A 26,115-nucleotide genomic window follows, 5' to 3' on the forward strand; every position below is an offset into this window, starting at 1 on the left:
AAAAATGAAAAAACTACATATCCTAACTTTATTAATTAGTCTTATTGGATTTGGGAATAGTTTTGCCCAAACCCTTAAAGGACATATATACGATGCAAAGACCAATGAACCATTGGTAGGAGCAGCCGTCACTTATAAGCTTCACGGCAATCAGGGAGTAGTATCCAACATCAACGGAGAATATGAAATCAAACTTCCAGAAGGAGGAGTTGACCTTGTTTTCAGTTATGTAGGTTATGAAGATGTGCTAATGCCTATTGTGATCAATAAACGTGAAATTGTCACCAAAGACGTCTATATGAAAGAAAGCACCAAGCTACTGGAAGAAGTAGTGGTCAGTGCAGGACGTTTTGAGCAGAAGTTGAGCGATGTTACCGTCTCTATGGATGTAGTCAAATCAGGAGATATTGCCCGCCAGGCACCGACAGATATCTCCTCTACCCTTCGTACACTTCCCGGAGTAGATATTGTAGATAAACAGCCTTCCATGCGTGGTGGTAGCGGATGGACCTACGGAGTAGGTGCACGTAGCCAAATTCTGGTAGACGGAATGAGTACACTCAACCCTAAAACCGGAGAAATAAATTGGAACACCGTACCTCTAGAAAATGTAGAACAAGTGGAAGTGATAAAAGGAGCTTCTTCGGTACTATATGGTTCGTCAGCACTGAATGGTATTATCAATATCCGTACCGCCCGGCCGGGACTAACTCCGAAAACCAGGTTCAGTGCTTACGTCGGTGTATATGGTGATGCAGAAAATGATGAATATCAATGGAGCGACAAGAGCTTTTGGAAAGAGGATAAATACGCAGTGAAACCTATCTTGCGTGGAAGCCTTCTTAGTGGTGTACGCAATCCTATTTACGAAGGATTCGACCTTTCCCACTCCCGCCGTATCGGTAATTTCGACGTTAGCGGAGGTATTAATCTCTTCACCGACGAAGGATATCGCGAACAAGGATACAACAAACGTTTCCGGATGGGTGGGAGCCTGACCTATCATCAGCCGGATATGGGTATGAAACTGTTGAACTATGGATTCAATGTTGACTTCCTGTCCAACCAATATGGAGATTTCTTTATCTGGCGTTCGCCGACAGAAGTATACAAGCCATCTCCTTTCACCAACATGGGACGTGAAGAAAATAACTTCCATATCGACCCTTTCATCAACTATGTGAATCCGGAGAACGGTACATCACATAAGATTAAAGGCCGCTTCTATTATAGTGCCGACAACATTATACGCCCCACCAACGGAGCCTCCATTACCGATATTCTAGGGAATATGGGAACCGATGCCCAAACAATACAGAATATAGCAGGAGGTGATTACAGTTCACTTTACCCGGCATTAGTTGGCATTGGTTCAGGACTTATCAATGGAAATCTGGAAAATGCAATGAATGGAATATTCACTTCATTAGGAAATATATTCCCGAATGCAACAACCGCCGACTATTGCGACTTAATCTCATGGACTATGGATCACGGGCTGCCCGCTGATTTAGACAAACTGATACAGGATGATAAATTGCCCAGTGATCTCGTTCCTTGGCTATCTAATGTTATTAATCCGTCACGCATTAATCCGAAAACACAGACGGACAAGAATTTCGACTATTACCTCGACTACCAATTTAATAAAAAATGGAACAGTGGTGCGCAAATCACTACGGGGGTTACATTCGAACATATCCGCTATGATTCTGCCGTAATGGATGAGATATATAAAAGTGACAACATTGCCGCTTTCCTGCAATATGACCAACGTTTTTGGGACCGTCTGAGCGTATCGGCCGGTGTACGTGCCGAATACTACCGCGTAAACAGCCATCACCGAGAGGCGGAAACAAAAATATTCGGAACAAAGGTCCCCTTCCGTCCTGTTTTCCGTGCCGGATTAAATTATCAATTGGCTGATTACAGTTTTATCCGTGCCAGCTTCGGACAGGGATACCGCAACCCGTCCATCAATGAAAAATACCTGCGTAAAGATATCGGTGGAGTCGGTATCTATCCTAATCTGGACATCAAACCGGAAAAGGGATTTAATGCGGAATTAGGATTCAAACAGGGATATAAAGTCGGCAATCTGCAAGGATTTGTAGACCTTGCAGGATTCTATACGCAATATAAAGATATGGTTGAATTCCAGTTCGGTTTGTTCAACAATGCCAACTATACGATGATCAACAGTATTGGCGATGCCATTCAGATGTTGTCAGACGGTAAAGGCTTTGGAATCGGTGCCCAATTTCATAATGTATCGAAAGCACAAATCTACGGTATTGAAATCTCTACAAACGGTGTGTACAACTTCAATAAAAATACAAAACTATTCTATAACTTAGGATATGTATATACCGAACCTCGTGATGCTGATTATCAGGAACGCAATGCCGTAGAAGGACTTTATACCGACCCGTTACAGATGAAGGAGAAATCAAATACGGGAAAATATCTGAAATACCGTCCTAAACATAGCTTTAAAGCTACGGTAGATTTCCAGTGGAAGCGTATCAATGTAGGTGCCAACATTGCATGGAAGAGTAAAATTCTCGCAGTAGACTATTTGATGATGGACGAACGTGATAAACAGCAGAAAGATCTGATGGACTATGTACGCGGTATTCTCTTCGGCTATTCAAAAGGCGAGACACTGGCTACTTACTGGAAAAAACACAATACGGATTATGCTACCGTCGACCTGCGTTTTGGAGTAAAAGCAACCAAAGAAGTAGCGTTCCAATTTATGGTAAATAACCTATTGAACAAAGAATACAGCTATCGTCCTATGGCGGTTGCCGCTCCACGCACTTTCGTACTGAAAATGGATGTCACTTTCTAAATGACTATTAAGATTTATAATTGATTACGAAACGGCTGCATAATGCAGTCGTTTCCTTTTTTGCCCTATCCAGTCACATTTAATTTATATATTACGTATCTTTGCACCCGAAAACAAAGAAATACAACCGATAAAATGAAAAGACATATTGTACTTATTGCAATCCTATTTTACGCAGCCTTTGCACAGGCACAAGAAGTTTTTGTAAATGCAGATTTCGTCAGCAGCTATATCTGGCGTGGTATTGACAGCGGCAATGCAAGTGTGCAACCCTCACTCGGCCTCAACTGGAAAGGGTTGACCGTCTATGCTTGGGGTTCCACCGAGTTCCGGGAAAAAAATAATGAAATAGACCTTTCACTAGAATATGAGTATAAAAACCTGACTCTTTACTTCAATAACTACTTTACCCAAACAGAGGATGAACCTTTCAAATATTTCAATTACAGTTCACACTCCACCGGACATACTTTTGAAATAGGAGCCGGATATATGTTTAGCGAAAAATTTCCACTATCTGTAAGCTGGTACACCACATTTGCAGGAAATGACTACCGGGAAAACGGGAAACGCGCTTGGTCCAGTTACTGTGAATTGAGTTATCCTTTCAATGTGAAGGACGTAAATCTAAGTATCGAAGCAGGCTTTACACCTTGGGAAAGTTTTTATTCCAATAAATTCAATGTAGTCAACGTCGGGTTATCCGCAACAAAAGAACTCAAAATTACCTCCAATTTTTCTTTGCCCATATTCGGAAAATTAATAGCTAACCCTTACGAGGAACAGGTCTATTTTGTATTCGGAATTACTCTTTAGTTTATTCATTCCTCTAATAAAACTCCAATCCTACAATCAAATCAGATCACTTTATTCCAATTAAAACATATTATGTCCGGTAGAAAGTAACATGAATGAATAGTAAAAGAAAAGGAGGAGACTTCAAATCAAAGCTTCCTCCTTTCTCTAAATTATAGCATTAACAACAGCTAATCGTTAGGATGAGCAAAATTATATAGCTCACTCCATTTAGGCGTTCCATCTAGAGTTATGTCATTCCCATTAGGACTACTATCCTTTAAAACTTTGCCACTGCCCTCATCACATTTCCAATATCCAATCAAACCATCCGTATTTCCTGATATCTGACGTGACATACCATCCTGAATTGCTGTTGGCGTCAAACATTTTTTCCAAAGACGAATCTGAGCAAATTCTACTTGCATACTATAACCGCCATAAGAGAAACTACCACCAGCAAGCGTCATACTCGAAAATGCATGCTCTCTCGTATCAGCCTTGCTAACATTCTTTGTTCCATCTTTATATAAAGTTATTTGGGTTCCATCATAAGTATAAGCAATATGATACCAAATATCAGGCCACCAAAATTCCTCACTATCCATATCAAATCCCGGATTATCCATATGAAATTGCAAAGTAGGAGCTATTTGGGCAACACCATCAGCCCAATAACGAGGCAATATCTGATTAAATAAAATAGGAGCAGAACCATCATGATAAATGTATTGTCTAAGCCATTTATTACTAAGTCCCACATAGCCATTAAGATCCCACTTATTATGATTATCAACTCTAAGCCAATATTCTATAGTCCATTGGTCGACTGGGATTTCATTTTTAAATCGAATCTGGGTAGTATTACTATTTTGTAAGATTACCGCTTTTTGTTTATTGGGAGAGGTCAGCAAATAAAGCATATGATTCGCATTTCCTTTCATCTCTATCGGTCCTTCAACAGAAGTAATTCTAATTGGAATAGCGTAAGCTTCACCATTTGGAGCCGTATATGGTTTTATAGTAAGATTAACAACAGGAGCCGATACATCGCCAGCAGTAATCGTTACTTCTTTTTCAAAACTCCTAAACTCTTCCGGAAGAACCTGATAATTCGCATCATTCCTTTGATTATAATCATCAAGCAATTGTTGATCAATATCCAAAGTTACAGTTATATCTTGCTCAATAGCACGAACCAAACGAATAGTCAATGTTTTCACAACTTCGCCTTCATCAATCAATTGTGTCTCCATCTGTTGATCGAATTTATTAGAAGGTGCGGCCTCCTGAATATATAATCCATTATCAATGGCCTTCATTTCCGCATCATCACAACCAAAGACTGATGTCAGAATAATTACCAATACCACATATTTAGAAAATCTAATCATCTTCATAGTTTTCATTTTTAGTTATATTCATAGTATTAATGTTGGGCAGGATTCATCACCTGAATCACTTCGCGCATAAAAAAATAGTCATTTACCGGACGACACAAGTTAAAACGATACGCTCCTACACCACCGATACGTGCATCCAATCCTGAACGATAATACATAGACATTCCCTTTAAAGAATACGTCGTCACACCGTCACGAGTCGTAAACTGTGGTCCTCCATCTGATTTATGTTTCTCGAAGTCTTCACACCAAACTGTTTTACGAAGAATTGTAGCTTCATCTTCTATTGATCCGAATTTAGCCAACAGTTTATTGAAACGAGTATCTAAATCAGTATCACCCCGACTATAATATGCTTGAATCACATAATAATCCAATAGTCCACCGGATTCAGTATTCAAAGTCTGAGGTTCTCCATCCACCATAAGAATACGGCCTGTTCCCGACTTCGGTCCAAAATTCTTCGATAACTCATCAAGAAGAATGTGCATACGTTCCGGATGACTGGAAATGTTACCCGGATAACCGTAATTCGGTTCATAGTCAATATCAAAACCGTCATAGTCATACTTATTGACAGAATCCGCAATAACCCGTGCATATTTACGGATAGCAGCCTCAATACCCTCTGGGGAGCCATCACCATAGTGATTATTGTAAGTCGGATGATATCCGGTTGCATACCATCCCCAATAAGCTGCCATAGCTTCTGCATAAGAGTTATATTGCACACCGTCTACTACATGGTCATTCTCCACAGAAGCAGGTGTCATACTTCTACCAATATCCATGATATGCTGGCAATACAATATCCGAGTTCCTTTCTTTTCCCTAACCTCTTTAAGATCACTTTTCTGCGCTTCTGTCAAATTGAAAGCGCCGCCCCACAAAGATACTAAATCCATGGAGTCGGGAATACCTCTCAATTGGTTATTCATATTGTCACCTGTCCCCGACCAATCGCTATACCATCCAAAACAAATAGGATGATCTGTTTTTTTATATTCACGCAAGGCTCGATAGTAATCCTCGCTATTAATATTCACCGGTTCAGTAAATTTATTCTCCATTTCAGTCCAGTCACTACATTGCACAAATACTAGTACAGCGACAGACGCAAATATGAAATATATTAATTTTCTCATACTATAATCTTAAAATTAACCATTAATAATCTCTAATTTTTCAAAGCCCACCACAAATCTGTACCATTAGAGTCTCTCCCATCACTAAGCATAGTCACAGCAGCCTCCACATTTTCTTTATTCGTATTATACTCTGTGTCAGCAAAACGAAGACGGCGTTGCCCGCGAGCCGGTTTACAATCCGGATTTGCAGAATGTGTTGCCGGAAATATTTTCGGGAATCCCGTACGACGGAAATCCGACCAGCCATTTAAAGGATCCGGATAGAGAGCTATCCACTTTTGAGTAAGCACTCTCTCCAACATTTCCTCCGGAGTGGCACTTTTGTCCCATTTAATAGTGATAGTAGACAAATTACTATAATTGTCGGCAGAGTGATTGGGATCAACGTAATTTCCCGGTTTCGATTCATCATCAACCAAATACTCATCTACTCCGGTTACTTTAAATTCCTCAAATGACAACCGAATTCCCCGTTCATAGAAAGTCTCCGCATCACCCTGCATATCCCAGCCTTTCAGCTCGCCTTCAGCACGTAGGAAAGCTGCTTCTGCAGCATACATCACCGGTTGCGGCAATGTTTTATCAGTCGTTATCATCAGGTTACTATAGTTCTGATAATCAGAAGGACTTGGAGCTACCGAAGATCCCGAACGGACTCCTACATAATCTTCAGAAAAGCCAGCCGCTTGCTTAGTAAAATAAGCGGAACGTCGTGGGTCCTTATACCCATTCATATATGAGGTAATACAAGCATTAGCTCTCACTTCGCCCCATCCACTCACAATAGCATAGCCATTTTCATTGATACCACTGCTAGTTGTGTCATACGAACTATCGGAAACAGACTCCAACACACCACCACGTACAGCTTCTTCAGCTTTAGCCTGAGCATAATCTGCTACTCCGGACACCCGGATAGCCATTCTAAGTTTTAATGTATTGGCAAATTTCATCCATTTTTCGCAATTTCCGCCATAAAATTGATCTACTGCTGCCAAATCCTGGTTAATTCCCAATTCCGCTGCAGATTTCAATATAGTAATTACATTATCCAAATCATCGAACATGGCACGCCAGGCAGTCGGTTCGTCGTCATAAGCAGCCCTTATATCACCCGATTTCACTTTAGAGTAAGGGATAGGACCTTGCAGGGAGGCCATCATCTGCATTGCATAAATACGTGTCAACTGAGCCATAGCGTAGATAACACCCTTTTTCTCCGTAGCTTCCTCAATCCGGAAGAAGTTAGGATAAATGCGTGCATATATTTTAGCCCAGGTAGCAGCGTTATGATCCTCCATCGCATTGTAATAAGCAAAAAGATTTTCCCCTTTTGACCAAGTATTAGGTGCGGTAATTTGTCCGCTAAAACAAGCCCACATACAATTTATATGCTGACAGTCATTTTGCATAGGTGCTGCATATACATTAAACATTCCCGACAGCAATGTATTAGCCGGCACTTTAGAAGGCTGGTACGGATTGGTGTTGAAATCCTCAAAATTAGTAGTACATCCTGCCATCAAGCATATAACCGCACTTGCTCCAATATATTTTATTATCTTGTTCATACCTATATTTACTATTTAAAACTGAAATTTGACATTAAATCCAAAGTTTCTCGTACTTGGGAGCATATATGCATCAAATCCCTGATAGAAATTAGACGCAGCCGAAGTAGTCAGTTCCGGGTCGAAAGGTGCTTTGCAATAAATCATCCACAGATTCTTTCCTACAAGTCCGACAGTCATACCTAATTTATTGGCAAACCATTTCTTCGGCAATGTATAACTCAGGCTTAATTCACCCAAACGCACGTTTGTAGCACTATATGTATAGTAAACGGAAGCTGTTTGAATTGTCTGGAAGTAATTGCGCGCATCTATTTTGGCTTGATTAATCGGTACGCCACCCGCATCACGAACATCCGCACTAATTTTAGACACACCGGCAGCATTCAATACTGATTGCGTTTCACTTAGTACAATACCTCCAAAACGTCCGGTAAATGTCATACCCAGATTTATACCTTTATATCCGAATCCCAAATTCCATCCCATATTCATCTTTGGCAAGATAGATCCCAAATGAGTTTCCTTATTTTCAAGGGCAAGACCTACTCCTTCCTCATTAAGGATATATCCATTGAGATCGCGTTTCAGCACTTTCTGACCATATACATCTCCCATTGAACCACCTACACGCAAAAGCAGACGGGCATCTAATTGTCCATAATGCAAAACATCCAACTCCGGCATTACGATCGGCTCTCCGGTAGCATAATTATAAGCGCCATCAGCTAATTGTTTTATTTCATTACGATTCCAAGTCAACGTATAATTAGTGTTGAAAGAGAAATCTCCCCACTTCTTATCATATCCTAAAGACATTTCAATACCTTCATTCATAATATTTCCACTTTGGATAGGAATAGATGAATATCCGGAAGAAGCAGACAAAGTTGCATGGAAAGTCTGATTGTAAGTATTGGAACGATAGTAAGTTAAGTTGAAACTGATATCATTCAGAAATCTGGCGTCTACCCCCACTTCCCATGATTTTGTGCGTTCTGGTTTCAATTTAGTATTCGGGTAAACAGAAGTCGTGTTCCAATTATGCGACGCTTCATCATATGGATAAGTGACAGTAGTCATAAAACGATCGTAAGAATTACCTACCTCAGTATATGAACCACGAACTTTCAAAAAACTTAACCATTCCGGTGTATCAAACATACTTGTAAGAATAGCCGAAAGCCCTACCGACGGATAGAAGAATGATTTATAATCAGAGAAAGCCAATCTTGAATCCCAGTCATTACGTCCGGTTACCGTTAAATAAAGCATTGACTTCCAACCTAGTTCTGCATTCGCAAAGATAGCTCTAGTCTGATCATGCCAACCCTCTTGCTTTGGTTTCCATGCTTTATCAAAATCCAAATTATGAACAGCAAAGAAGTTATAAATCTTCAAGCCGCCTTCATATCCGATCGATTCATAACGACTGTCATTCAAAGATACACCCAAGTTTACATTCACAGACCAATCGTTAAAGTTCTTATTTACCGTAGCAATGGCATCTGCATAAGTAGTCTTTGACTGAGCCCAAGTATCATGATATGTTCCTCTGTCTCCTGCAGTCAGACTACCGGTAGAAGCATACGCCTTGTATGTCTTACGATTTTCATAATTGTCAATTTTCACACGACCTGTGACATCCAACCAATCAAATATTTGATATTTCAGAGAAGCATTCACCATATAACGTGTTTTCTTATTCTCACGTATCTGACGGTTTTGTACCCAATATGGATTTGCCAGTCCACTGGAAATTTCTCCGTAAGGCCAATACTGTTCCATTATACCTAAACCCTCATTGTAACGCTCAAACATACGCACATCCTCAAAATTTTCCGAACGGGGGAATCGATAAAGTCCGGGCAGTGGATTATAATAGTATCCTTGAGATACCATATTTTTATCGTTCTGAAGAATATAGCTTGCACCGGCATCCAGTGTCATTTTATCTTTCAAAAAACTGGTCGTGTTGCGTACAGTGAAATTATAACGGTTATATCCACTGTTCGGCAGGATATTTGTTGTATTGGTAGTGGAAGCCGACAAATAACTCTGGTTCTTTTGATTACCGGTAGACAAAGCTACAGAGTTTATCACGTTACTACCTGTACGGAAGAAATCGCGCGGATCATAATTGCTATTCACAATTGGTCCCCAGCTATCCACATTTCCTGCCACATTTCCGTACTTACTCTGCATTTCTGGCATCATCGCCACTTTTGAGAAAGTTGTATTGTTAGATACTGTCACAGACGTCTTGTCAACAGATCCTTTTTTAGTGGTAATCAGCACTACACCCGCAGCGGCAGCATTACCATACAATGCAGCGGCGGAAGGTCCTGTCAGCATAGAGATAGACTCTATATCTTCCGGATTAATATCAGCCGCCCCATCCGTACCCGGTTGGTCAGCAAAAACGCTTTGTGAATTGCCACCATTCATCATATTATACATGGGCACACCATCAATCACATAAAGCGCCAAGTTGGAAGAAGTGATAGACTTTATACCACGCATAACAACACGGGATGCGCCACCGGTTGAATTGGAAGAATTAATGGTAACACCGGCAACCTTTCCATTCAATGAAGATATGAAGTTAGCGTCTTTCACAGTAGTCAATTCATCCCCTTTCACCTGTTGTACATTATATGACAAAGCCTTTTCCGCACGTTTTATACCTAATGCGGTTACAACAACTTCATCCAAGACTTCAGCGTCCTGTTTTAACACAACCTGATAAAAATCTTTATTTGAAACGGCAACCATTTGAGTTGCATACCCTATATAAGATATTTTCAACTTAGATTTATCGGAAGCTTTTATCATAAAGTTTCCATTCATATCAGTTATAGTTCCCGTAGAACTACCTTCCACCGAGATATTCACACCAATCAGTGGTTCTCCATTTTCATCAACTACCTTGCCTCTTATATTCTTCACTACAGAAGGTGCTACCGACTTTTGTTCGGTAACTATAACATAATTATCACGGATTTGATAAGTGAAACCTGTTCCTTTTAAGATTGTATCAAGCGCAGTAGTTATAAGCGCATTTTTCAAGTTCAGATTGGTAAGCTTTTTGCTTTTCAATTGAGAATCACTATAATTGATAGACATTTTAGTTTGTCTTTCCACAGATTTTAAAGCCTCAATTACAGTCATATTTTTCTGCTGGATAGTTATTTTACTATCTTTTTGCCCAAAAACAGAGGTCTGCATCATTAATAATACTAAAAAAGTAAGAAAAACCTGTTTTTGGAGCACTCGTCCTGCTATTTCTTTATACATTTGTAGCATTTTCCTGGTATTAGTAAATTGGTTATTAATTCTATTTTGATTGGATTGCGTTAGTAACACGCTAATATTAAGGAATTTTTCGATTTCATATCCGGAAGGAATGGCAGTTCCCTCCGGATATTTTTTTTCATGGTGTGTTAAGTTAATAATTAGACATAGGGGTTATTTTTCAATTAGTTATATAGCATTTATTGTCTTTAATCACATAGTGGATATCTCCAACTACTTGTGAAATAATTAGCATAATTTCTTCCAACGTCACATTCTTCGGGAAACGGAAACTATAAGTATTATTATTCAAACTATGGAAACTATATACAAAAGTATATGGATACTTATGTTCTAGTCTCGTGAATATATCTTCCAAATGTGCATCACTAAATACAAGCTCTCCACGTTGCCAAGCTATTACATCATCAACTTGTGATTGTTGCAAACGACTTTTCTTAGTAAGTTTGTTATAAGATAACTGCTGATTAGGCTTCAATATAACACTTGAGACTAAATTATCATACTCCACTTTTACACTGCCCGAAACTAAAGTAGTGTACACTTCGTCATTCTCCGAATAAGTATTTACATTAAACTCAGTCCCCAAAGCTGTAACCTGAAAATCAGCTCCTTTCACAATAAAGGGATGTTCCTTATCCGGCCTTACCTTAAAATAGCCCTCACCTATCAGATATACACTTCTGGTTTTGCCATTAAAACTTTCCGGATAAAACAAAGTACTTTTTGAATTCAACATAACGGAAGTACCATCCGGTAATGTCAGTTCATGTATTTCTGCAGTTGGTATATGACATTCTATCAAATCACTGGAGAAATCGTCTTTTTCCAATAATAAATAGATAGAAACCGACGATACAGCCAGCAACAATACCGACGCTACCTGCCAAATACGTAATATATACCTCTTTTGCGAAGAGACAGGACGCATACCTATATTTTGTTGCATACGGCGTATAGACTGCTGCATTCCCTGAGGAACTCGCTGCTGTCTGGCTTCTTCCCAAAGAGAAGTGAGCGCTTCCATTTTTTCTTCCTTATGTTCTTCATCAGCCAACCAATGCCGGAATTGCTTTTGGACGGAAACCGGATAGTCATTCTGACTAAAAAGTTCTATCACTTGTCGAATATAATTCTTCATCATTATTTCATTATTATTTCTGCCTTATACTTTAAAGACAACTAAAATCATTATACTACTTAAGAGAGAAGAGAAAAAAACTAAAAAAAGAAGTATTTTCTTTAGGTCTATTAATGCTAGATAAATTTGGTGCTCTACCGTACGGATAGAAACACCTAATTTTTCCGCAATATCTTTATTGCTTAGTCCCTGAAATCTGCTGGCCTCAAATATCATCCTCCGACGCTCAGGCATTTTTGTTAAAGCAAGCCGGAGAATCATAAGTAACTCTTTATAATAGATATCCTTTAGTGCCTGATCATCTTCTATTATTTCACAAAGTATCGCATTTTCCGCAAAACTTGCCTGGTACTCTTGCTCTATACGCTGATGCTTAAACATATTAAGAATAATATTCCGTGTTGTTACAAAGATATACCCATCCAATTTATCATTAGGATGTTGCCACATTTCCGGTTGTTGCCACAGTTTACAAAAAACATCTTGAGCAACGTCTTCTGCATCTTCGTCCGATTTCAGTAACTTTCGAGCAAAGTTCTTCACTTTAGGAAAGTTAACAGTGAAGAAAGATTGAAAGTCCTTCTCCATTTGTCTTTTATCATTCTCCATAATATTCCCAAATAATAGCAAGCAAAATAAACATATTAGTTGCACATAAGCAATACAAAAACCTTTTTTTATCGAAAAGAACAGTGATATACATATAACTAACAGAACAAAGAAATGCTTAACAATGTACATTTTTCGCTTGGATTTCTTGTCAGAACCAAGTGTTTGAGTAAATTTGCACGCTGATAGTTAACCGGATAGTTTGAATAGCAAGACATTACTACTTGACTACTGGCTACTAACTTGTAGAAATACTAATACTAAAATTTATAACATGAGTTTGAAAATTGTTGTATTGGCAAAACAAGTTCCCGACACACGTAATGTTGGGAAAGATGCCATGAAAGCCGACGGAACGATTAACCGTGCGGCACTCCCCGCCATCTTCAACCCCGAAGACCTGAATGCTCTCGAGCAAGCGCTTCGATTGAAAGATGCTCATCCAGGCTCTACCGTAACCATCCTGACAATGGGTCCGGGACGGGCAGCCGATATTATTCGTGAAGGACTTTTCCGTGGTGCAGATAACGGTTACTTACTGACTGACCGTGCCTTCGCCGGTGCAGATACATTGGCGACATCTTACGCACTAGCCACTGCCATCCGCAAAATCGGTGACTGCGATATCATTATCGGTGGTCGCCAGGCTATCGACGGTGACACAGCGCAGGTAGGTCCGCAGGTAGCAGAAAAGCTGGGATTGACACAAATCACATACGCAGAAGAGATTCTGGAGGTAGGTGAAGGCAAGATTAAAGTGAAACGCCATATTGACGGTGGCGTGGAAACCGTAGAAGGCCCGTTACCTATCGTGATTACTGTAAATGGTTCTGCCGCTCCTTGCCGTCCGCGCAATGCGAAACTAGTCCAGAAATACAAACACGCCAAAACAGTTACCGAAAAACAACAAGGTAACCTTGATTATACCGACTTGTATGACAAGCGTGATTATCTGAATCTGGTAGAATGGAGTGTAGCCGATGTAAACGGTGACCTTGCACAATGTGGTCTGTCCGGTTCACCGACAAAAGTAAAGGCCATCCAGAACATCGTGTTCCAGGCTAAAGAGAGCAAAACCATTAGCGGCAGTGACCGTGACGTAGAAGACCTGATTGTTGAACTATTAGCTAACCACACCATCGGATAATCATGAATAACTTATTTGTATATTGCGAAATAGAAGAAGGTAACGTTGCAGACGTCAGCCTCGAACTTCTGACCAAAGGTCGTTCGTTAGCCAACCAATTGAACTGCCAGCTCGAAGCTGTGGTTGCAGGAACAGGCCTCAAAGAGATTGAAAAACAAATCCTTCCTTACGGAGTAGACAAACTCCACGTTTTCGACGGTGAAGGGCTTTACCCTTATACTTCACTTCCCCATACTTCTATCCTGGTAAATCTTTTCAAAGAAGAAAAACCGCAAATCTGCCTGATGGGTGCTACCGTTATCGGTCGTGATCTCGGCCCGCGCGTTTCTTCCGCTTTGACCAGTGGACTGACTGCTGACTGTACTTCACTTGAAATCGGTGACCACGAAGACAAAAAAGAAGGTAAGACTTACAAGAATCTGCTGTATCAGATCCGTCCGGCATTCGGTGGTAACATCGTTGCTACGATTGTGAATCCGGAACACCGCCCACAGATGGCAACCGTTCGCGAAGGTGTAATGAAGAAAGAAATCCTCTCTCCGACTTATCAGGGAGAAGTAATCCGTCACGACGTAAAGAAGTATGTAGCCGATACGGACTATGTAGTGAAAGTTATCGAACGCCACGTAGAAAAGGCTAAAAACAACTTGAAAGGTTCTCCTATTATCGTAGCCGGTGGATATGGTGTAGGTTCGAAAGAAAACTTCGACCTCCTGTTCGACCTCGCTAAAGAACTTCATGCAGAAGTAGGCGCCAGCCGTGCCGCTGTTGACGCAGGTTTTGCAGACCATGACCGCCAAATCGGCCAGACTGGTGTCACAGTCCGTCCGAAACTCTACATCGCCTGCGGTATATCCGGACAGATTCAGCATATCGCCGGTATGCAGGAAAGTGGTATCATCATCTCCATCAATAACGACCCGGACGCTCCGATCAATACAATTGCCGACTATGTAATCAATGGAACTATCGAAGAAGTTGTGCCGAAGATGATTAAGTATTATAAACAAAATAGCAAGTAAGGAAAAATGGCTAATTATTATACAGACATACCGGAACTCAAGTTTCACTTGAACAATCCGATGATGAAACGTATTTGCGAACTCAAAGAACGCAATTACAGAGATAAAGATGAATTCGACTATGCTCCGCTGGATTTTGAAGATGCTGTAGACTCATACGATAAAGTATTGGAGATTACCGGAGAAATCACTGGGGAAATCATAGCTGCTAATGCAGAAGGTGTAGATGAAGAAGGTCCTCACTGCGCCAATGGCCGTGTAGAATACGCTTCCGGAACCAAACAGAATTTGGACGCTATGGTAAAAGCCGGGCTGAATGGCATGACCATGCCACGCAAATTCGGTGGTTTGAATTTCCCGATCACTCCGTACACCATGTGTGCAGAAATCGTAGCCGCTGCCGATGCAGGTTTCGGAAATATCTGGTCTTTGCAGGACTGTATCGAAACACTGTACGAATTCGGTAATGCCGACCAGCACAGCCGTTTCATCCCTCGTGTATGTCAAGGTGAAACCATGTCTATGGACTTGACAGAACCGGACGCAGGTTCCGACCTTCAATCAGTTATGCTGAAAGCTACTTACAGTGAAAAAGACGGCTGCTGGTTGCTGAACGGTGTGAAACGTTTCATTACAAACGGAGACGCTGATATCCACCTTGTACTGGCACGCTCGGAAGAAGGAACAAGAGACGGTCGTGGTTTGTCTATGTTCATTTATGACAAACGTCAAGGCGGGGTAAACGTACGCCGTATCGAAAACAAACTCGGTATTCACGGTTCTCCTACTTGCGAATTAGTATACAAGAATGCAAAAGCCGAACTTTGCGGTGACCGTAAACTCGGTTTGATTAAATACGTGATGGCTTTGATGAACGGTGCCCGTCTGGGTATTGCCGCACAATCTGTAGGATTGAGCCAGGCTGCTTACAATGAAGGATTGGCTTATGCTAAAGACCGTAAGCAATTCGGCAAAGCAATCATCGAATTCCCGGCAGTATACGATATGCTGGCTATCATGAAAGGTAAATTGGATGCCGGACGTGCTTTGCTGTACCAGACAGCCCGCTACGTAGACATCTACAAAGCATTGGATGATATCGCCCGCGAACGTAAGCTGACTCCGGAAGAACGTCAGGAACAGAAAAAATACGCTAAATTGGCCGACAGCTTTACTCCGCTAGCCAAAGGTATGAACTCCGAATACGCCAACCAGAACGCATACGACTGTATCCAGATTCATGGTGGTTCAGGATTCATGATGGAATATGCTTGTCAACGTATCTACCGCGACGCACGTATCACCAGTATCTACGAAGGAACTACCCAATTGCAGACTGTAGCCGCCATCCGTTATGTCACCAATGGCTCTTATATCGCCACTATCCGCGAGTTTGAGACCATTCCCTGTTCACCGGAAATGGAACCGTTAATGTCCCGTCTGAAGAAGATGGCTAACAAATTTGAAGCAAGCACCAACGCTGTAAAAGAAGCGCAAGACCAGGAATTACTTGATTTCACTGCTCGCAGACTGATGGAAATGGCTGCCGATATTATCATGTGCCACCTGTTAATTCAAGACGCTAGCAAGAATCCCGAACTGTTTGCTAAATCTGCACACGTATATCTGAATTATGCGGAAGCAGAAGTAGAAAAACACGCCGGATTCATCGAAAATTTCGACAAAGAAGATTTGGCTTTCTACAAGAAGTAAGAAAGTTTCCGGTCTAATAATAAAAAAGGCTGGACCCAACAAAATTGAGTCCAGTCTTTCTTATTTCTTCATTATAGCCGCCCTTCCTACATTGTCACCAATCCGCATCTTCTATTTCCCGTTCCCGATACAATAAAAGCTGATTACGGAGTGAATTCATTTCACGTCTCATAGCCTCCATTCTTTCCAGCAAATGATGAATTGCATCGATACCTTCCATGTTAATGGCAAGATCATAATACATTCTGCTATAACGTTCAACACTCGGAAGTTCTGACAAAAACAAATAATGCTCACCTCCTTCGGTATGTACATTTATCAAACCACCTTCTTCCAACATATCTATGAATGAAGGCTCAATATGACATTTGTGACAGTATTCACTGACAATAATTAATTCAGTCTGCATAGCACTCATTCTTTTTAGTTCATACTCTGTAACTCACGGAACAACTCTTTCTGTCTGTCCGTCAAGTTTGTTGGAATCTTGACAGAATAGGTCACAATCAAGTCACCAAATTGTCCTTCCTTTTTATATACTGGGAATCCTTTGCCTTTCAGACGGACTTTCGTTCCGTTCTGTGTTTCCGGCTTTATCTTCAGTTTCACTTTACCATCCAGCGTATCAACCACTTTTTCGCCTCCCAATACGGCAGAGTAAAGGTCTACCTCCACATCTACGTACAGATCATCACCCAGACGTTTGAACACCGGGTCTTCTGCTATGACAAAAGTAATATACAGATCACCGGCCGGTCCACCATTGACACCTTCGGCACCATAGCCTTTCAGTTTAATGACTTGCCCGTTAGCCACACCGGCTGGAATAGTGATACGTACCTGTTTACCATTGACGGTCAATATCTGCTTATGCGTTTGAGCAGCATCACGAAGAGACAAATGCAGCTCTGCATTAAAGTCCTGCCCACGAAATCCTGCAGCACCCTGTCCTCTTCCACCCCGATGTCCACCGAACATCGATTCGAAGAAATCGGAAAATCCACTGGCGTTACCACCGGAAAATCCTTCTCCATCGGAACTGTACCAATACGTCCCGTTGCCGTCAGAGAAACCCTGTCCGCCACCGAATCCGCCGAACCCGCCTGCACCGCCAAAGCCTCCGGCCTGTTGCTGTGCCCGCTTCTGTGCTTCGAACTCATCGGCATGCTTCCAATGCTCTCCGTACTCATCATACTTTTTACGTTTCTCCGGATCACTCAGCACTTCATTTGCTTCATTGATCTCCTGAAACTTATCCTTTGCACTCGGATCATTCGGATTCAAGTCGGGATGATATTTCCTGGCCAACTTACGAAAAGCCTTTTTGATATCATCCTGAGAAGCACTCTTGTCTACCCCAAGAACTTTATAATAATCTATATAGGCCATGTTTTATGAATTTAATCGTTCATACATCATACGGCAAATAACACGCCAAGCACGCTTTTGGATGTAAAAATTAACAAGGATTAATACCTAATATTTAATACTTTATATTCCTCTCCTCCAGCATTCGGAAGTCTTGCTTCTTCATGCCCAAATCATCCAATGAACGGGGTTCATTGTGATCATTCAGATAAACCCTTGGTTTCATTACGTAGTCCGGAGCCGTCACAGCCTGCGAATCATCCCGGTAAGGAGTTTCTATTCCGCCTAAGGACAGCATTGTAGGGAAGAAAGAGCTGCTGGAAGAAACATTCTTATCCTTATTTTCAATAGCGGTATTCCAGCGTTCGGGATACGTTTCGCGGTAGTCATCGGACATCCAAATCAGGAATGGCACATGAAGCTGATAATAAGAAGGTACAGGAGAAGCGTGGAGGAACAGATGACGGGAATCGTCGAAAATATCCTCTCCATGATCCGAAGTATAGAGCATGGCGGCATCTGCCTGCTGATTTTCCAATATACGGATAAGCCGTGACAAAAAGCGGTCCGTATAACGGATAGAGTTATCGTAGGCATTTATCAGATTATCCCGGTATTTCTTTTCCGCATCAACCGGATAATCGGGTGTAAAGAAAGCATCTTCCGACGGGTAACGTTCGCGATAGTTAAAGTGGGAACCGTAGGTGTGAAGTACGATGAATTGTTTCGTTGCACCTTTCGCTAGTTCCTCCTCCACCAATTTCAGAAGTTCATCGTCAGAAGGATTATAGGTAGAACCGGCCGAATCTTCTTTTATAAAATCATACGTATCGGCTTCCATTCCGAAGAAGTCGATAAACGAATGGTTGTAACGTTGGTTGGAGAAAAAAGCCGTCCGGAATCCTGCCTCTTTGAAAGCGGTGATGATTCCTTTTTGATGGTAGATAGAGTCGTAGTTGCAGGCGGTAGCGTCCGACATCAGCATGGGGACACTTTTATGTGTCGTATTCGACTCTGTCAACACTTTCGGGAAAGCAATCAGACCCGTTTGCCGGGATAAGAGCGGGTTCGTTTCACGTTCGTAACCATACAGTTGCCAGTTTAGGGCACGGGAGGTTTCTCCTATGACCATTACATATACTTCCCGTCTTCCCTCCGGATGAGTAGCCCGGGCATGGAAAGTAAAGTCTTTGGATGTACGGTGGTAATCCTGTGTCAGAGCTGTTCTTTGAAAGGCAAGACCTACGTTGTAGCATACGTTTAGCGGGTATAAATCAGATTTCAACTCATATCCCGAATCCTGCACATAGGCTCCGACAAGACTAAGAAGGGAGATTCCAAAGACCAGGAAGGCTCTCTTCCGTTCCCTGCGAATGAACTCTACCGTGAGTTTCCGTTTACGTATAATTGAAATCGTCCCTAATATCAGGGCAGGTACATAGAGTATGATTACAGCAATAATGGCAGGCGTAAGATTATCGAGCAGTTCCAATGCCTCACTCGAATTGGTGGTGACCAGATTCAGAAACATATCGACAGCGATAATGGACTGGCCGAATAAATAAAGTAACACGATCTGAAAGGCTCCGAAGAACAGGAACAGGAATAAGATCCAAAGCATCTTGCCACAATTCCTCGACAAAGTCATCAACAGGTAATAGCAACCGAAAGGTAACAACACATTGGCGACTTTTGCCATAAATGGTAAAGGTTCTGTAAAACAGAGTACTATATTAGGTACTATCAAGATAAACAGAAACAGATAAAACAGATGTTCCTGATTCTCCAACCAATTCTTTATATTCTTAAAAAGCTTCATTGATGTTAAAAATAAATCCGGTCTGGTGTTTGCCAAACCCTAAATCCAAACGTACATTTACTCTCTTCTTAAACTCCCAACGATAACCGAAACCATAGTTAGGCAGAATGTGTTTCGGGGTGAACTCGGAGAGTCGTGGAAAAATCGTTCCCGCTCCTGCCCATACAGCCACTCCATTCCGCTTCCATACGTGTTGACGGAGTTCTATCTGTGCATCTATAGCACACTTGTCCCGATAGCGTCCTTCATAATATCCGCGCATGGAGTAAGAGCTTCCCAGCGTTGCCATCAAGCCCCAGGGAGTATCTCCATAAGTAAGCAATGTGTGGAATTGCCCTGCCAGTACTCCGCCCTTCCATACCGGTTGATAATAGCTGGTAGTGAGTTCTGTGCTGCTAAACGCATATTTATTACCGAGAAAAGACGGACTGAACCTTTGGTCTATCCGCAAGTAATAGCCATGATATGCATTGGTCAGGAAGTCACGAGAATCATAAAGGAGGGAAAGTCCTAGGCTGGTATTGGTAGTTCGCGCAGCCATTCCTTCCCATAGTTCCGGTTTCTCAAAGTTCCATCCGTCGATATAATCGAATACGACCATCGGTCCGATGTAGAAGTTCTTTGCCAGCCGGAACATAAAATCGACTTTCACCTGTGCCTGAAAACGTTTATAATCACTTTCGTTATCAGAGTTCGCTCCATTGTCATATCCCTGTCCCCAATACAGGCTGGGGAAAGAATAGAAATACAAATTGTAATTCAACCGGTATTTATCTTGCGGGAACAAATGGTTTCCACGAACTCCCAACAGATAGAAGCCAACCGTCGACACATCTCCGTAAAGAGAGACATTGGAAGGAGGAAGAAGCGAATCAATCCGATCGGTGCGATATAATCCGGCTGCCACCAGTCCGAGTCCGAACTTGGTATCACTGGAATAGTGAGGGCCGCCTATCACACTGAAATCAAACTTTTTATTCTTTTTTTCCTTATTGGCATCATTGAAATAATCAAGAAACTTCTTAAAGAAGCTGCGCTTCGCCGGAACAGAATCTTCAATAGTTACAGGTATAGAATCCTCCGGCAGTTCAATTATTGTAGAATGCAGTTGCGCGCCCAATGGGGTTTGTGTCAATAACAAAATCGCGAATATGATTAGCCTGTTCTGTCTAGTATCCATAATCATAAGAAGTAGAAAACATTGCGGACAAAGTTAGTTTCAAACTTCTTATAAAAACAGAGATTTAGGCGTTTTTGTTGTTCCGGATTTCCTTTTTAACGTTTTAAAAGTCTTATAAATTCGTCTACATCCTCCTTTGTGGCATCAAAAGAAGGTTCAATGCCTCCGATACACAAAGCGGAAAAAGAATAAAAAACGAGAATCTCCAAAGTCCTGACCGTTCCGTCATTCCTCCGGAGACTCTTCTGTTCCCGTTAAAGCGTCAGACTCTTTTAGCCAATATAAACATTCACACAGAGATATACATAAAGTTCTTCATCGCACTGATCGAACTCTATTTTGCTCTCTCTTGACAACCACCCCAAAGCGGCACCCAGCTCTTTATCTTTCAGCCCGGATTTTCTCTTCAAAAGTCCATAGCTCCACTTCTCATTATTGCTAAGCAGTTGCCAAACCTTACCGGCATTCACGCCGATTTCATTTTTGTTCATTTTTCTAGAGTTATTAAGAGGTTTAATACATTAGGTTAAGATTTCGCCTATAAAGATAACAAAAGGATATTGCAATTGTTTATACATCTTCACTAGAAAGTTGTTACAGAATTAATTTTAACATAAAAGCGGTGATGTGTCCCGACACAAAGGCGTTATTAGCATATGTTAAATTAGAACTTTTCTTTGCAGCCATCTGTTATTACATAAAAATCAATCCTAAACCAATTACAGCTATGGCAAAAAAAATAGCAGAACAGTTGATAGATACTCTGGTAAAATCCGGAGTTGAACGCATCTACGCCGTAACAGGCGACAGTCTGAATGAAGTAAACGAAGCAGTCAGAAAAAACGATCAAATAAAATGGATACATGTGCGCCACGAAGAAACAGGGGCGTATGCCGCTGCGGCAGAAGCACAACTGACCGGTCGCCCGGGATGCTGCGCGGGAAGTAGCGGGCCGGGACATGTTCATCTGATTAACGGCTTGTATGACGCACACCGATCCGGCGCACCGGTAATCGCCATCGCCTCTACAATTCCTACCGGAGAGTTCGGTACGGAATATTTTCAGGAGACGAATACCATCAAACTTTTTAACGATTGCAGTTATTATAATGAAGTAGCCACTACTCCCACACAATTTCCACGTATGCTCCAGTCGGCCATACAAACAGCTGTCACCCGCAAAGGGGTGTCCGTCATCGGGCTTCCGGGTGACTTGGCAAAGGCTTCTGCCGTTGCTGTCGACTCGTCGGTTATCAACTATCCTGCCCCACCGGAAGTTTGTCCGTCGGAAGAAGATCTGGCTCAATTAGCCGACATGTTAAACAAACATACACGTATCACTCTTTTCTGCGGCATCGGTTGCCGGGGAGCTCATGAGGAAGTGATCGCGCTTTCCGAGAAGTTGAATGCTCCGGTTGTATATACTTTCAAAGGAAAGATGGAGGTGCAATATGAAAATCCGTATGAAGTGGGTATGACCGGATTGCTGGGAATGCCGTCGGGCTATTACAGTATGCATGAAGCCGAAGTGCTTCTCATGCTCGGCACCGACTTTCCATATTCCGCTTTCTTACCGGATGACATCAAGATAGCACAGATTGACATAAAGCCCGAACGTCTGGGACGTCGAGCAAAGGTTGATATCGGACTTTGCGGCGATGTTAAACTTAGCATCCAAAGTTTATTGCGTATGCTGAATCCGAAGACGGATGATTCGTTCCTGTTGAAACAACTCAAAAGATATGAAGGAGTAAAGAAGGATCTGGCTGCTTACACGGAAGATAAAGGCAATGTAAATAAGATTCATCCCGAATATGTGATGTCTGAAATAGACAAACTAAGCTCGGACGATGCTGTGTTCACAGTAGATACAGGAATGACTTGTGTATGGGGAGCGCGTTATCTGCAAGCGACAGGCAAACGCCACATGCTGGGATCTTTCAATCATGGTTCTATGGCAAATGCTTTGCCGCAAGCCATCGGTGCCGCACTAGCTTATCCGGATCGTCAGGTAGTGGCACTTTGCGGAGACGGCGGATTGTCTATGACTTTAGGAGATTTGGAAACAGTTGTCCAATATAAGTTGCCGATCAAAATCATCGTATTCAACAACCGCTCACTAGGAATGGTGAAGTTGGAAATGGAAGTGGACGGACTGCCGGACTGGCAAACAAATATGCTGAATCCCGACTTTGCCCAAGTGGCTGAAGCGATGGGAATGGCAGGGTTTAATGTCAGCGATCCGGAAGAGGTGTTGACTACCTTACTTAATGCATTCGAACTGGATGGTCCGGTACTTGTCAATATCATGACTGATCCGAATGCACTGGCCATGCCTCCGAAAATTGAATTCGGACAAATGGTGGGTTTTGCACAGTCGATGTACAAGTTGTTAATCAACGGTCGCTCACAAGAAGTTATTGATACCATCAATTCTAACTTTAAGCATATACGGGAGGTATTTTAAGTTATTCTCTTTTTAAGTTCTTCAATACCTCTCCCAAAGTATGACTTACTATTATTGCTAATCGCAATAAGGTAAGTCATACCTTTTTATAGTCTATTTTATAGTCTATCTTGAAGTGGAAATCATTTTATTTTCTTATGTTTGCAATTATCAAAAAGTAAAAACACATGGAAAAGCCCGACTTTTCGCCTTTATCCCGACAAGCTCTACATGCTGATAAAAAACAGTGGAATCAATTCCTTTCTATTTTTTTATTGGCAGTGGGTGTTGGTTTTACAGTGGCAGGCATCGTCTTCTTTTTTGCCTATAACTGGGATGAACTACCTAAATTTGCAAAATTAGGAATGGTAGAAGTATTATTAGTAGCCTCTGTCCTGCTCGCTACATTTACCCGTTGGAGTAAGCTCGTCAAACAAATTCTCCTCACCGGAGCTACATTTCTGATAGGTACGCTTTTCGCTGTCTTCGGACAAATTTACCAAACAGGGGCCGATGCTTACGATCTCTTTCTGGGATGGACTCTTTTCACCATTCTTTGGGCGATTGCTATCCGCTTCGCTCCGTTATGGCTGACGTTCATCGGATTACTTTGTACTACGATATGGCTGTATAATATACAAATTGCCGGCTATGGCTCTTGGGAAATAACTCTATTGGGCAATGCAGTAACCTGGATATGTGCCGTGGCAACTATTATTACGGAATGGATGAGTGCAAAAGGTCATTTGAACAGAAACAATCGTTGGTTTGTCAGTCTTCTTTCGTTGGCTACCATTCTACACACCAGCTTTTTGTTAATGGCGGCCATCTGTGATGATTATACCATATTATCTGTTCCTCTCATAACTACTGTCCTTCTATTCGCAGCGGGACTTTGGTACGGATGGAGAGAAAAGAGTCTGTTCTATCTAGCTATCATTCCTTTTGCCACATTAATGAATTTATTGACTACATTCATATCTAAAAGTGATCTTAGGGATGTTCAGATATTCTTCTATGGAGGAATCATTGTCATCACCGGGACAACTTTACTTATTTACATCATTCTTCATCTAAAAAAGCAATGGTATGGCACAGAAGCATAACCTCACTATTCAAGTCGTATCTATTATCGGGGGAATCCTGACGGCTATTTTCTTTCTGGGATTTCTGGCACTTGCCAGAATCATTCAATCCGAGATTTCCAGTCTGATTATAGGAACTTTGTTAATCATTACTACGTTAATAATCAGCCGCGTCGTTATCCGGCCTTTTCTGGATGCGATGAACATCACTTTATATATAGCAGGATGCGTATTGGCAGGCTTTGGCATGAGTGCTAATATTCATGCCCTCTTCTTTATACTTATAATAATCAGTATACTCACTTTCTTTTTATCGAGAGGATTCATTCTCCCCTTTCTTTCAGTCATTCTGTTTAATATATCTTTATTTGGAGAAGTTGCCTATGTCTTTTCTTCATTTTATCCCCTGCAAATAGCAGTAATCCCTATCCTCGGAGCATTTCTATTTATCAATGCTTTCGAAAAGCTGTTTGAGGGTACAGAGACGAAAAATTACTTTTCCAAATACAGACCATTTCATGCCGGTTTATTTATATCCAGTATCGTCTCACTGGGAGGATTATCAATCAGCGACCTGGTATCGGAAACAAATAGCTGGCTCGTATCGGGCATATTGTCCGTTTATATATGGGTAGGACTTCTCATCATGATTCAACAAATCATACAGGTCATGAAAGGGGATAATCCTGTGAATCAGGTTGGTATCTATATTCTTTGTATTATCATTTGTCTGCCTACCGTATTTGCTCCTTATTTATCCGGTAGTTTGCTACTGATTTTAATATGTTTTCATTATGGTTATAGAGCAGAGTGTGCCGCTGCACTCCTTCTCTTTATCTATGCCGTTTCCAAATACTATTATGATTTGAATTTGAGCCTGCTCACCAAATCCATTACGCTTTTCTTCATCGGAATTGCATGTATTACAGCCTGGTATTTCTTCACTCAAAAAAGAACAAGACATGAAAAAATATAGCCGAATATTGATTATCGTAAACCTGATACTGTTACTAGGGTATTTCAACTGGTCGGTTTATAAGAAAGAGCAAATCTTGAAAGACGGACGGTTGGTTTTGTTACAGTTAGTTCCTGTCGATCCCCGCTCTCTTATGCAAGGAGACTATATGAGACTTAACTACCAGGAAGCCTCATCAGCTCCGGTAGACGAACAAACTGCCACACGCGGTTATGCCGTACTTCGAACTGACAGTAATCAGGTAGGAGAAATAGTGCGACTGCAAAATACTTTAGAACCTGTAAATAGTGATGAACTGGTCATCAAATATAAAATAGTACATCACAGGCTCTTCCTCGGTGCCGAATCTTTCTTCTTCGAAGAAGGACAGGATACCCTTTATCAAAAAGCCGTATATGGCGGACTGAAAGTGAATGATAAAGGACAAAACTTACTTGTAGGACTGTATGATAAAGACTTTCATCGTATTCAACCTGGCAAATAAAAAACGAAAGAGGTTGTATCAAAACGCCGACACAACCTT

20 protein-coding genes are annotated in these 26,115 nt (G+C 41.5%); 9 read left to right on the plus strand and 11 right to left on the minus strand.

Translation table 11 applies throughout. The features are described from left to right. Nucleotides 1-4 precede the first annotated feature (4 nt). Nucleotides 5-2,854, plus strand: a complete 2,850-nt coding sequence (locus tag GD630_RS19225) for a TonB-dependent receptor (protein ID WP_143867999.1) — start codon at nucleotides 5-7, stop codon at nucleotides 2,852-2,854. Nucleotides 2,855-2,989: 135 nt separating this feature from the next. Further along, nucleotides 2,990-3,670 carry a hypothetical protein gene (locus GD630_RS19230; RefSeq protein ID WP_143868001.1) on the plus strand — a complete coding sequence of 227 codons (681 nt, stop codon included), beginning with the start codon at nucleotides 2,990-2,992 and terminating at the stop codon, nucleotides 3,668-3,670. Nucleotides 3,671-3,840: 170 nt separating this feature from the next. On the opposite strand, the gene GD630_RS19235 is transcribed toward GD630_RS19230, so the two are convergent. From GD630_RS19235 to GD630_RS19260, 6 genes are all read right to left on the minus strand, one after another. Next, nucleotides 3,841-5,049: a BT_3987 domain-containing protein gene (locus tag GD630_RS19235; RefSeq protein ID WP_143868003.1), complete on the minus strand. Its 1,209-nt coding sequence runs from the start codon at nucleotides 5,047-5,049 to the stop codon at nucleotides 3,841-3,843. 29 nt (nucleotides 5,050-5,078) lie between these two features. Next, entirely contained in the window at nucleotides 5,079-6,197 is a 1,119-nt protein-coding gene (locus GD630_RS19240; protein ID WP_143868005.1) for a glycoside hydrolase family 18, read from the minus strand. 32 nt (nucleotides 6,198-6,229) lie between these two features. After that, nucleotides 6,230-7,771, minus strand: coding sequence for a SusD/RagB family nutrient-binding outer membrane lipoprotein (locus GD630_RS19245; RefSeq protein ID WP_143868007.1), 1,542 nt, complete (start codon nucleotides 7,769-7,771; stop codon nucleotides 6,230-6,232). Between the two features lie 15 nt (nucleotides 7,772-7,786). Further along, entirely contained in the window at nucleotides 7,787-11,077 is a 3,291-nt protein-coding gene (locus tag GD630_RS19250) for a SusC/RagA family TonB-linked outer membrane protein (protein ID WP_007758522.1), read from the minus strand. A 169-nt stretch (nucleotides 11,078-11,246) separates the two neighbouring features. Continuing rightward, entirely contained in the window at nucleotides 11,247-12,227 is a 981-nt protein-coding gene (locus tag GD630_RS19255) for a FecR family protein (RefSeq protein ID WP_182505782.1), read from the minus strand. Nucleotides 12,228-12,251: 24 nt separating this feature from the next. Then, on the minus strand, nucleotides 12,252-12,836 hold the full coding sequence (locus GD630_RS19260; protein WP_143868010.1) for an RNA polymerase sigma-70 factor: 585 nt from the start codon (nucleotides 12,834-12,836) through the stop codon (nucleotides 12,252-12,254). A 274-nt stretch (nucleotides 12,837-13,110) separates the two neighbouring features. On the opposite strand from GD630_RS19260, the gene GD630_RS19265 reads away from it, so the two are divergent. From GD630_RS19265 to GD630_RS19275, 3 genes are read left to right on the plus strand one after another with little or no spacing between them, the layout of a single operon-like run. Then, complete coding sequence (locus GD630_RS19265) at nucleotides 13,111-13,983, plus strand: electron transfer flavoprotein subunit beta/FixA family protein (RefSeq protein WP_143868012.1); 873 nt, start codon at nucleotides 13,111-13,113, stop codon at nucleotides 13,981-13,983. A 2-nt stretch (nucleotides 13,984-13,985) separates the two neighbouring features. Continuing rightward, entirely contained in the window at nucleotides 13,986-15,005 is a 1,020-nt protein-coding gene (locus GD630_RS19270) for an electron transfer flavoprotein subunit alpha/FixB family protein (protein WP_007758514.1), read from the plus strand. 6 nt (nucleotides 15,006-15,011) lie between these two features. Then, nucleotides 15,012-16,718 carry an acyl-CoA dehydrogenase family protein gene (locus GD630_RS19275; protein WP_143868014.1) on the plus strand — a complete coding sequence of 569 codons (1,707 nt, stop codon included), beginning with the start codon at nucleotides 15,012-15,014 and terminating at the stop codon, nucleotides 16,716-16,718. A 94-nt stretch (nucleotides 16,719-16,812) separates the two neighbouring features. On the opposite strand, the gene GD630_RS19280 is transcribed toward GD630_RS19275, so the two are convergent. From GD630_RS19280 to GD630_RS19300, 5 genes are all read right to left on the minus strand, one after another. Beyond that, nucleotides 16,813-17,127 carry a chaperone modulator CbpM gene (locus tag GD630_RS19280; protein ID WP_007758508.1) on the minus strand — a complete coding sequence of 105 codons (315 nt, stop codon included), beginning with the start codon at nucleotides 17,125-17,127 and terminating at the stop codon, nucleotides 16,813-16,815. 14 nt (nucleotides 17,128-17,141) lie between these two features. Then, entirely contained in the window at nucleotides 17,142-18,107 is a 966-nt protein-coding gene (locus GD630_RS19285; RefSeq protein ID WP_143868016.1) for a DnaJ C-terminal domain-containing protein, read from the minus strand. 94 nt (nucleotides 18,108-18,201) lie between these two features. Then, nucleotides 18,202-19,905, minus strand: coding sequence for a phosphoethanolamine transferase (locus GD630_RS19290; protein WP_143868018.1), 1,704 nt, complete (start codon nucleotides 19,903-19,905; stop codon nucleotides 18,202-18,204). Further along, nucleotides 19,892-21,091: a BamA/TamA family outer membrane protein gene (locus GD630_RS19295; RefSeq protein WP_182505666.1), complete on the minus strand. Its 1,200-nt coding sequence runs from the start codon at nucleotides 21,089-21,091 to the stop codon at nucleotides 19,892-19,894. Before GD630_RS19295 ends, GD630_RS19290 begins: the two co-directional genes overlap by 14 nt. A 266-nt stretch (nucleotides 21,092-21,357) precedes the next feature. After that, nucleotides 21,358-21,576, minus strand: coding sequence for a winged helix-turn-helix domain-containing protein (locus GD630_RS19300; RefSeq protein WP_007758501.1), 219 nt, complete (start codon nucleotides 21,574-21,576; stop codon nucleotides 21,358-21,360). A 236-nt stretch (nucleotides 21,577-21,812) separates the two neighbouring features. Here GD630_RS19300 and GD630_RS19305 point away from each other — a divergent pair, with 236 nt between their 5' ends. The 4 genes from GD630_RS19305 (at nucleotide 21,813) to GD630_RS19320 (ending at nucleotide 26,076) form a co-directional block, all read left to right on the plus strand. Next, on the plus strand, nucleotides 21,813-23,552 hold the full coding sequence (locus GD630_RS19305) for a thiamine pyrophosphate-dependent enzyme (RefSeq protein WP_143868020.1): 1,740 nt from the start codon (nucleotides 21,813-21,815) through the stop codon (nucleotides 23,550-23,552). Nucleotides 23,553-23,719: 167 nt separating this feature from the next. Then, nucleotides 23,720-24,637, plus strand: coding sequence for a DUF2157 domain-containing protein (locus GD630_RS19310; protein ID WP_143868022.1), 918 nt, complete (start codon nucleotides 23,720-23,722; stop codon nucleotides 24,635-24,637). Beyond that, entirely contained in the window at nucleotides 24,621-25,592 is a 972-nt protein-coding gene (locus GD630_RS19315) for a DUF4401 domain-containing protein (RefSeq protein ID WP_143868024.1), read from the plus strand. Before GD630_RS19310 ends, GD630_RS19315 begins: the two co-directional genes overlap by 17 nt. Continuing rightward, nucleotides 25,579-26,076, plus strand: a complete 498-nt coding sequence (locus tag GD630_RS19320) for a GDYXXLXY domain-containing protein (RefSeq protein WP_143868026.1) — start codon at nucleotides 25,579-25,581, stop codon at nucleotides 26,074-26,076. The genes GD630_RS19315 and GD630_RS19320 overlap by 14 nt, the downstream gene beginning before the upstream one ends. The last annotated feature ends 39 nt before the right edge of the window (nucleotides 26,077-26,115 follow it).

It is taken from the genome of Bacteroides zhangwenhongii (genome assembly GCF_009193325.2).
GTDB lineage: Bacteria > Bacteroidota > Bacteroidia > Bacteroidales > Bacteroidaceae > Bacteroides > Bacteroides zhangwenhongii.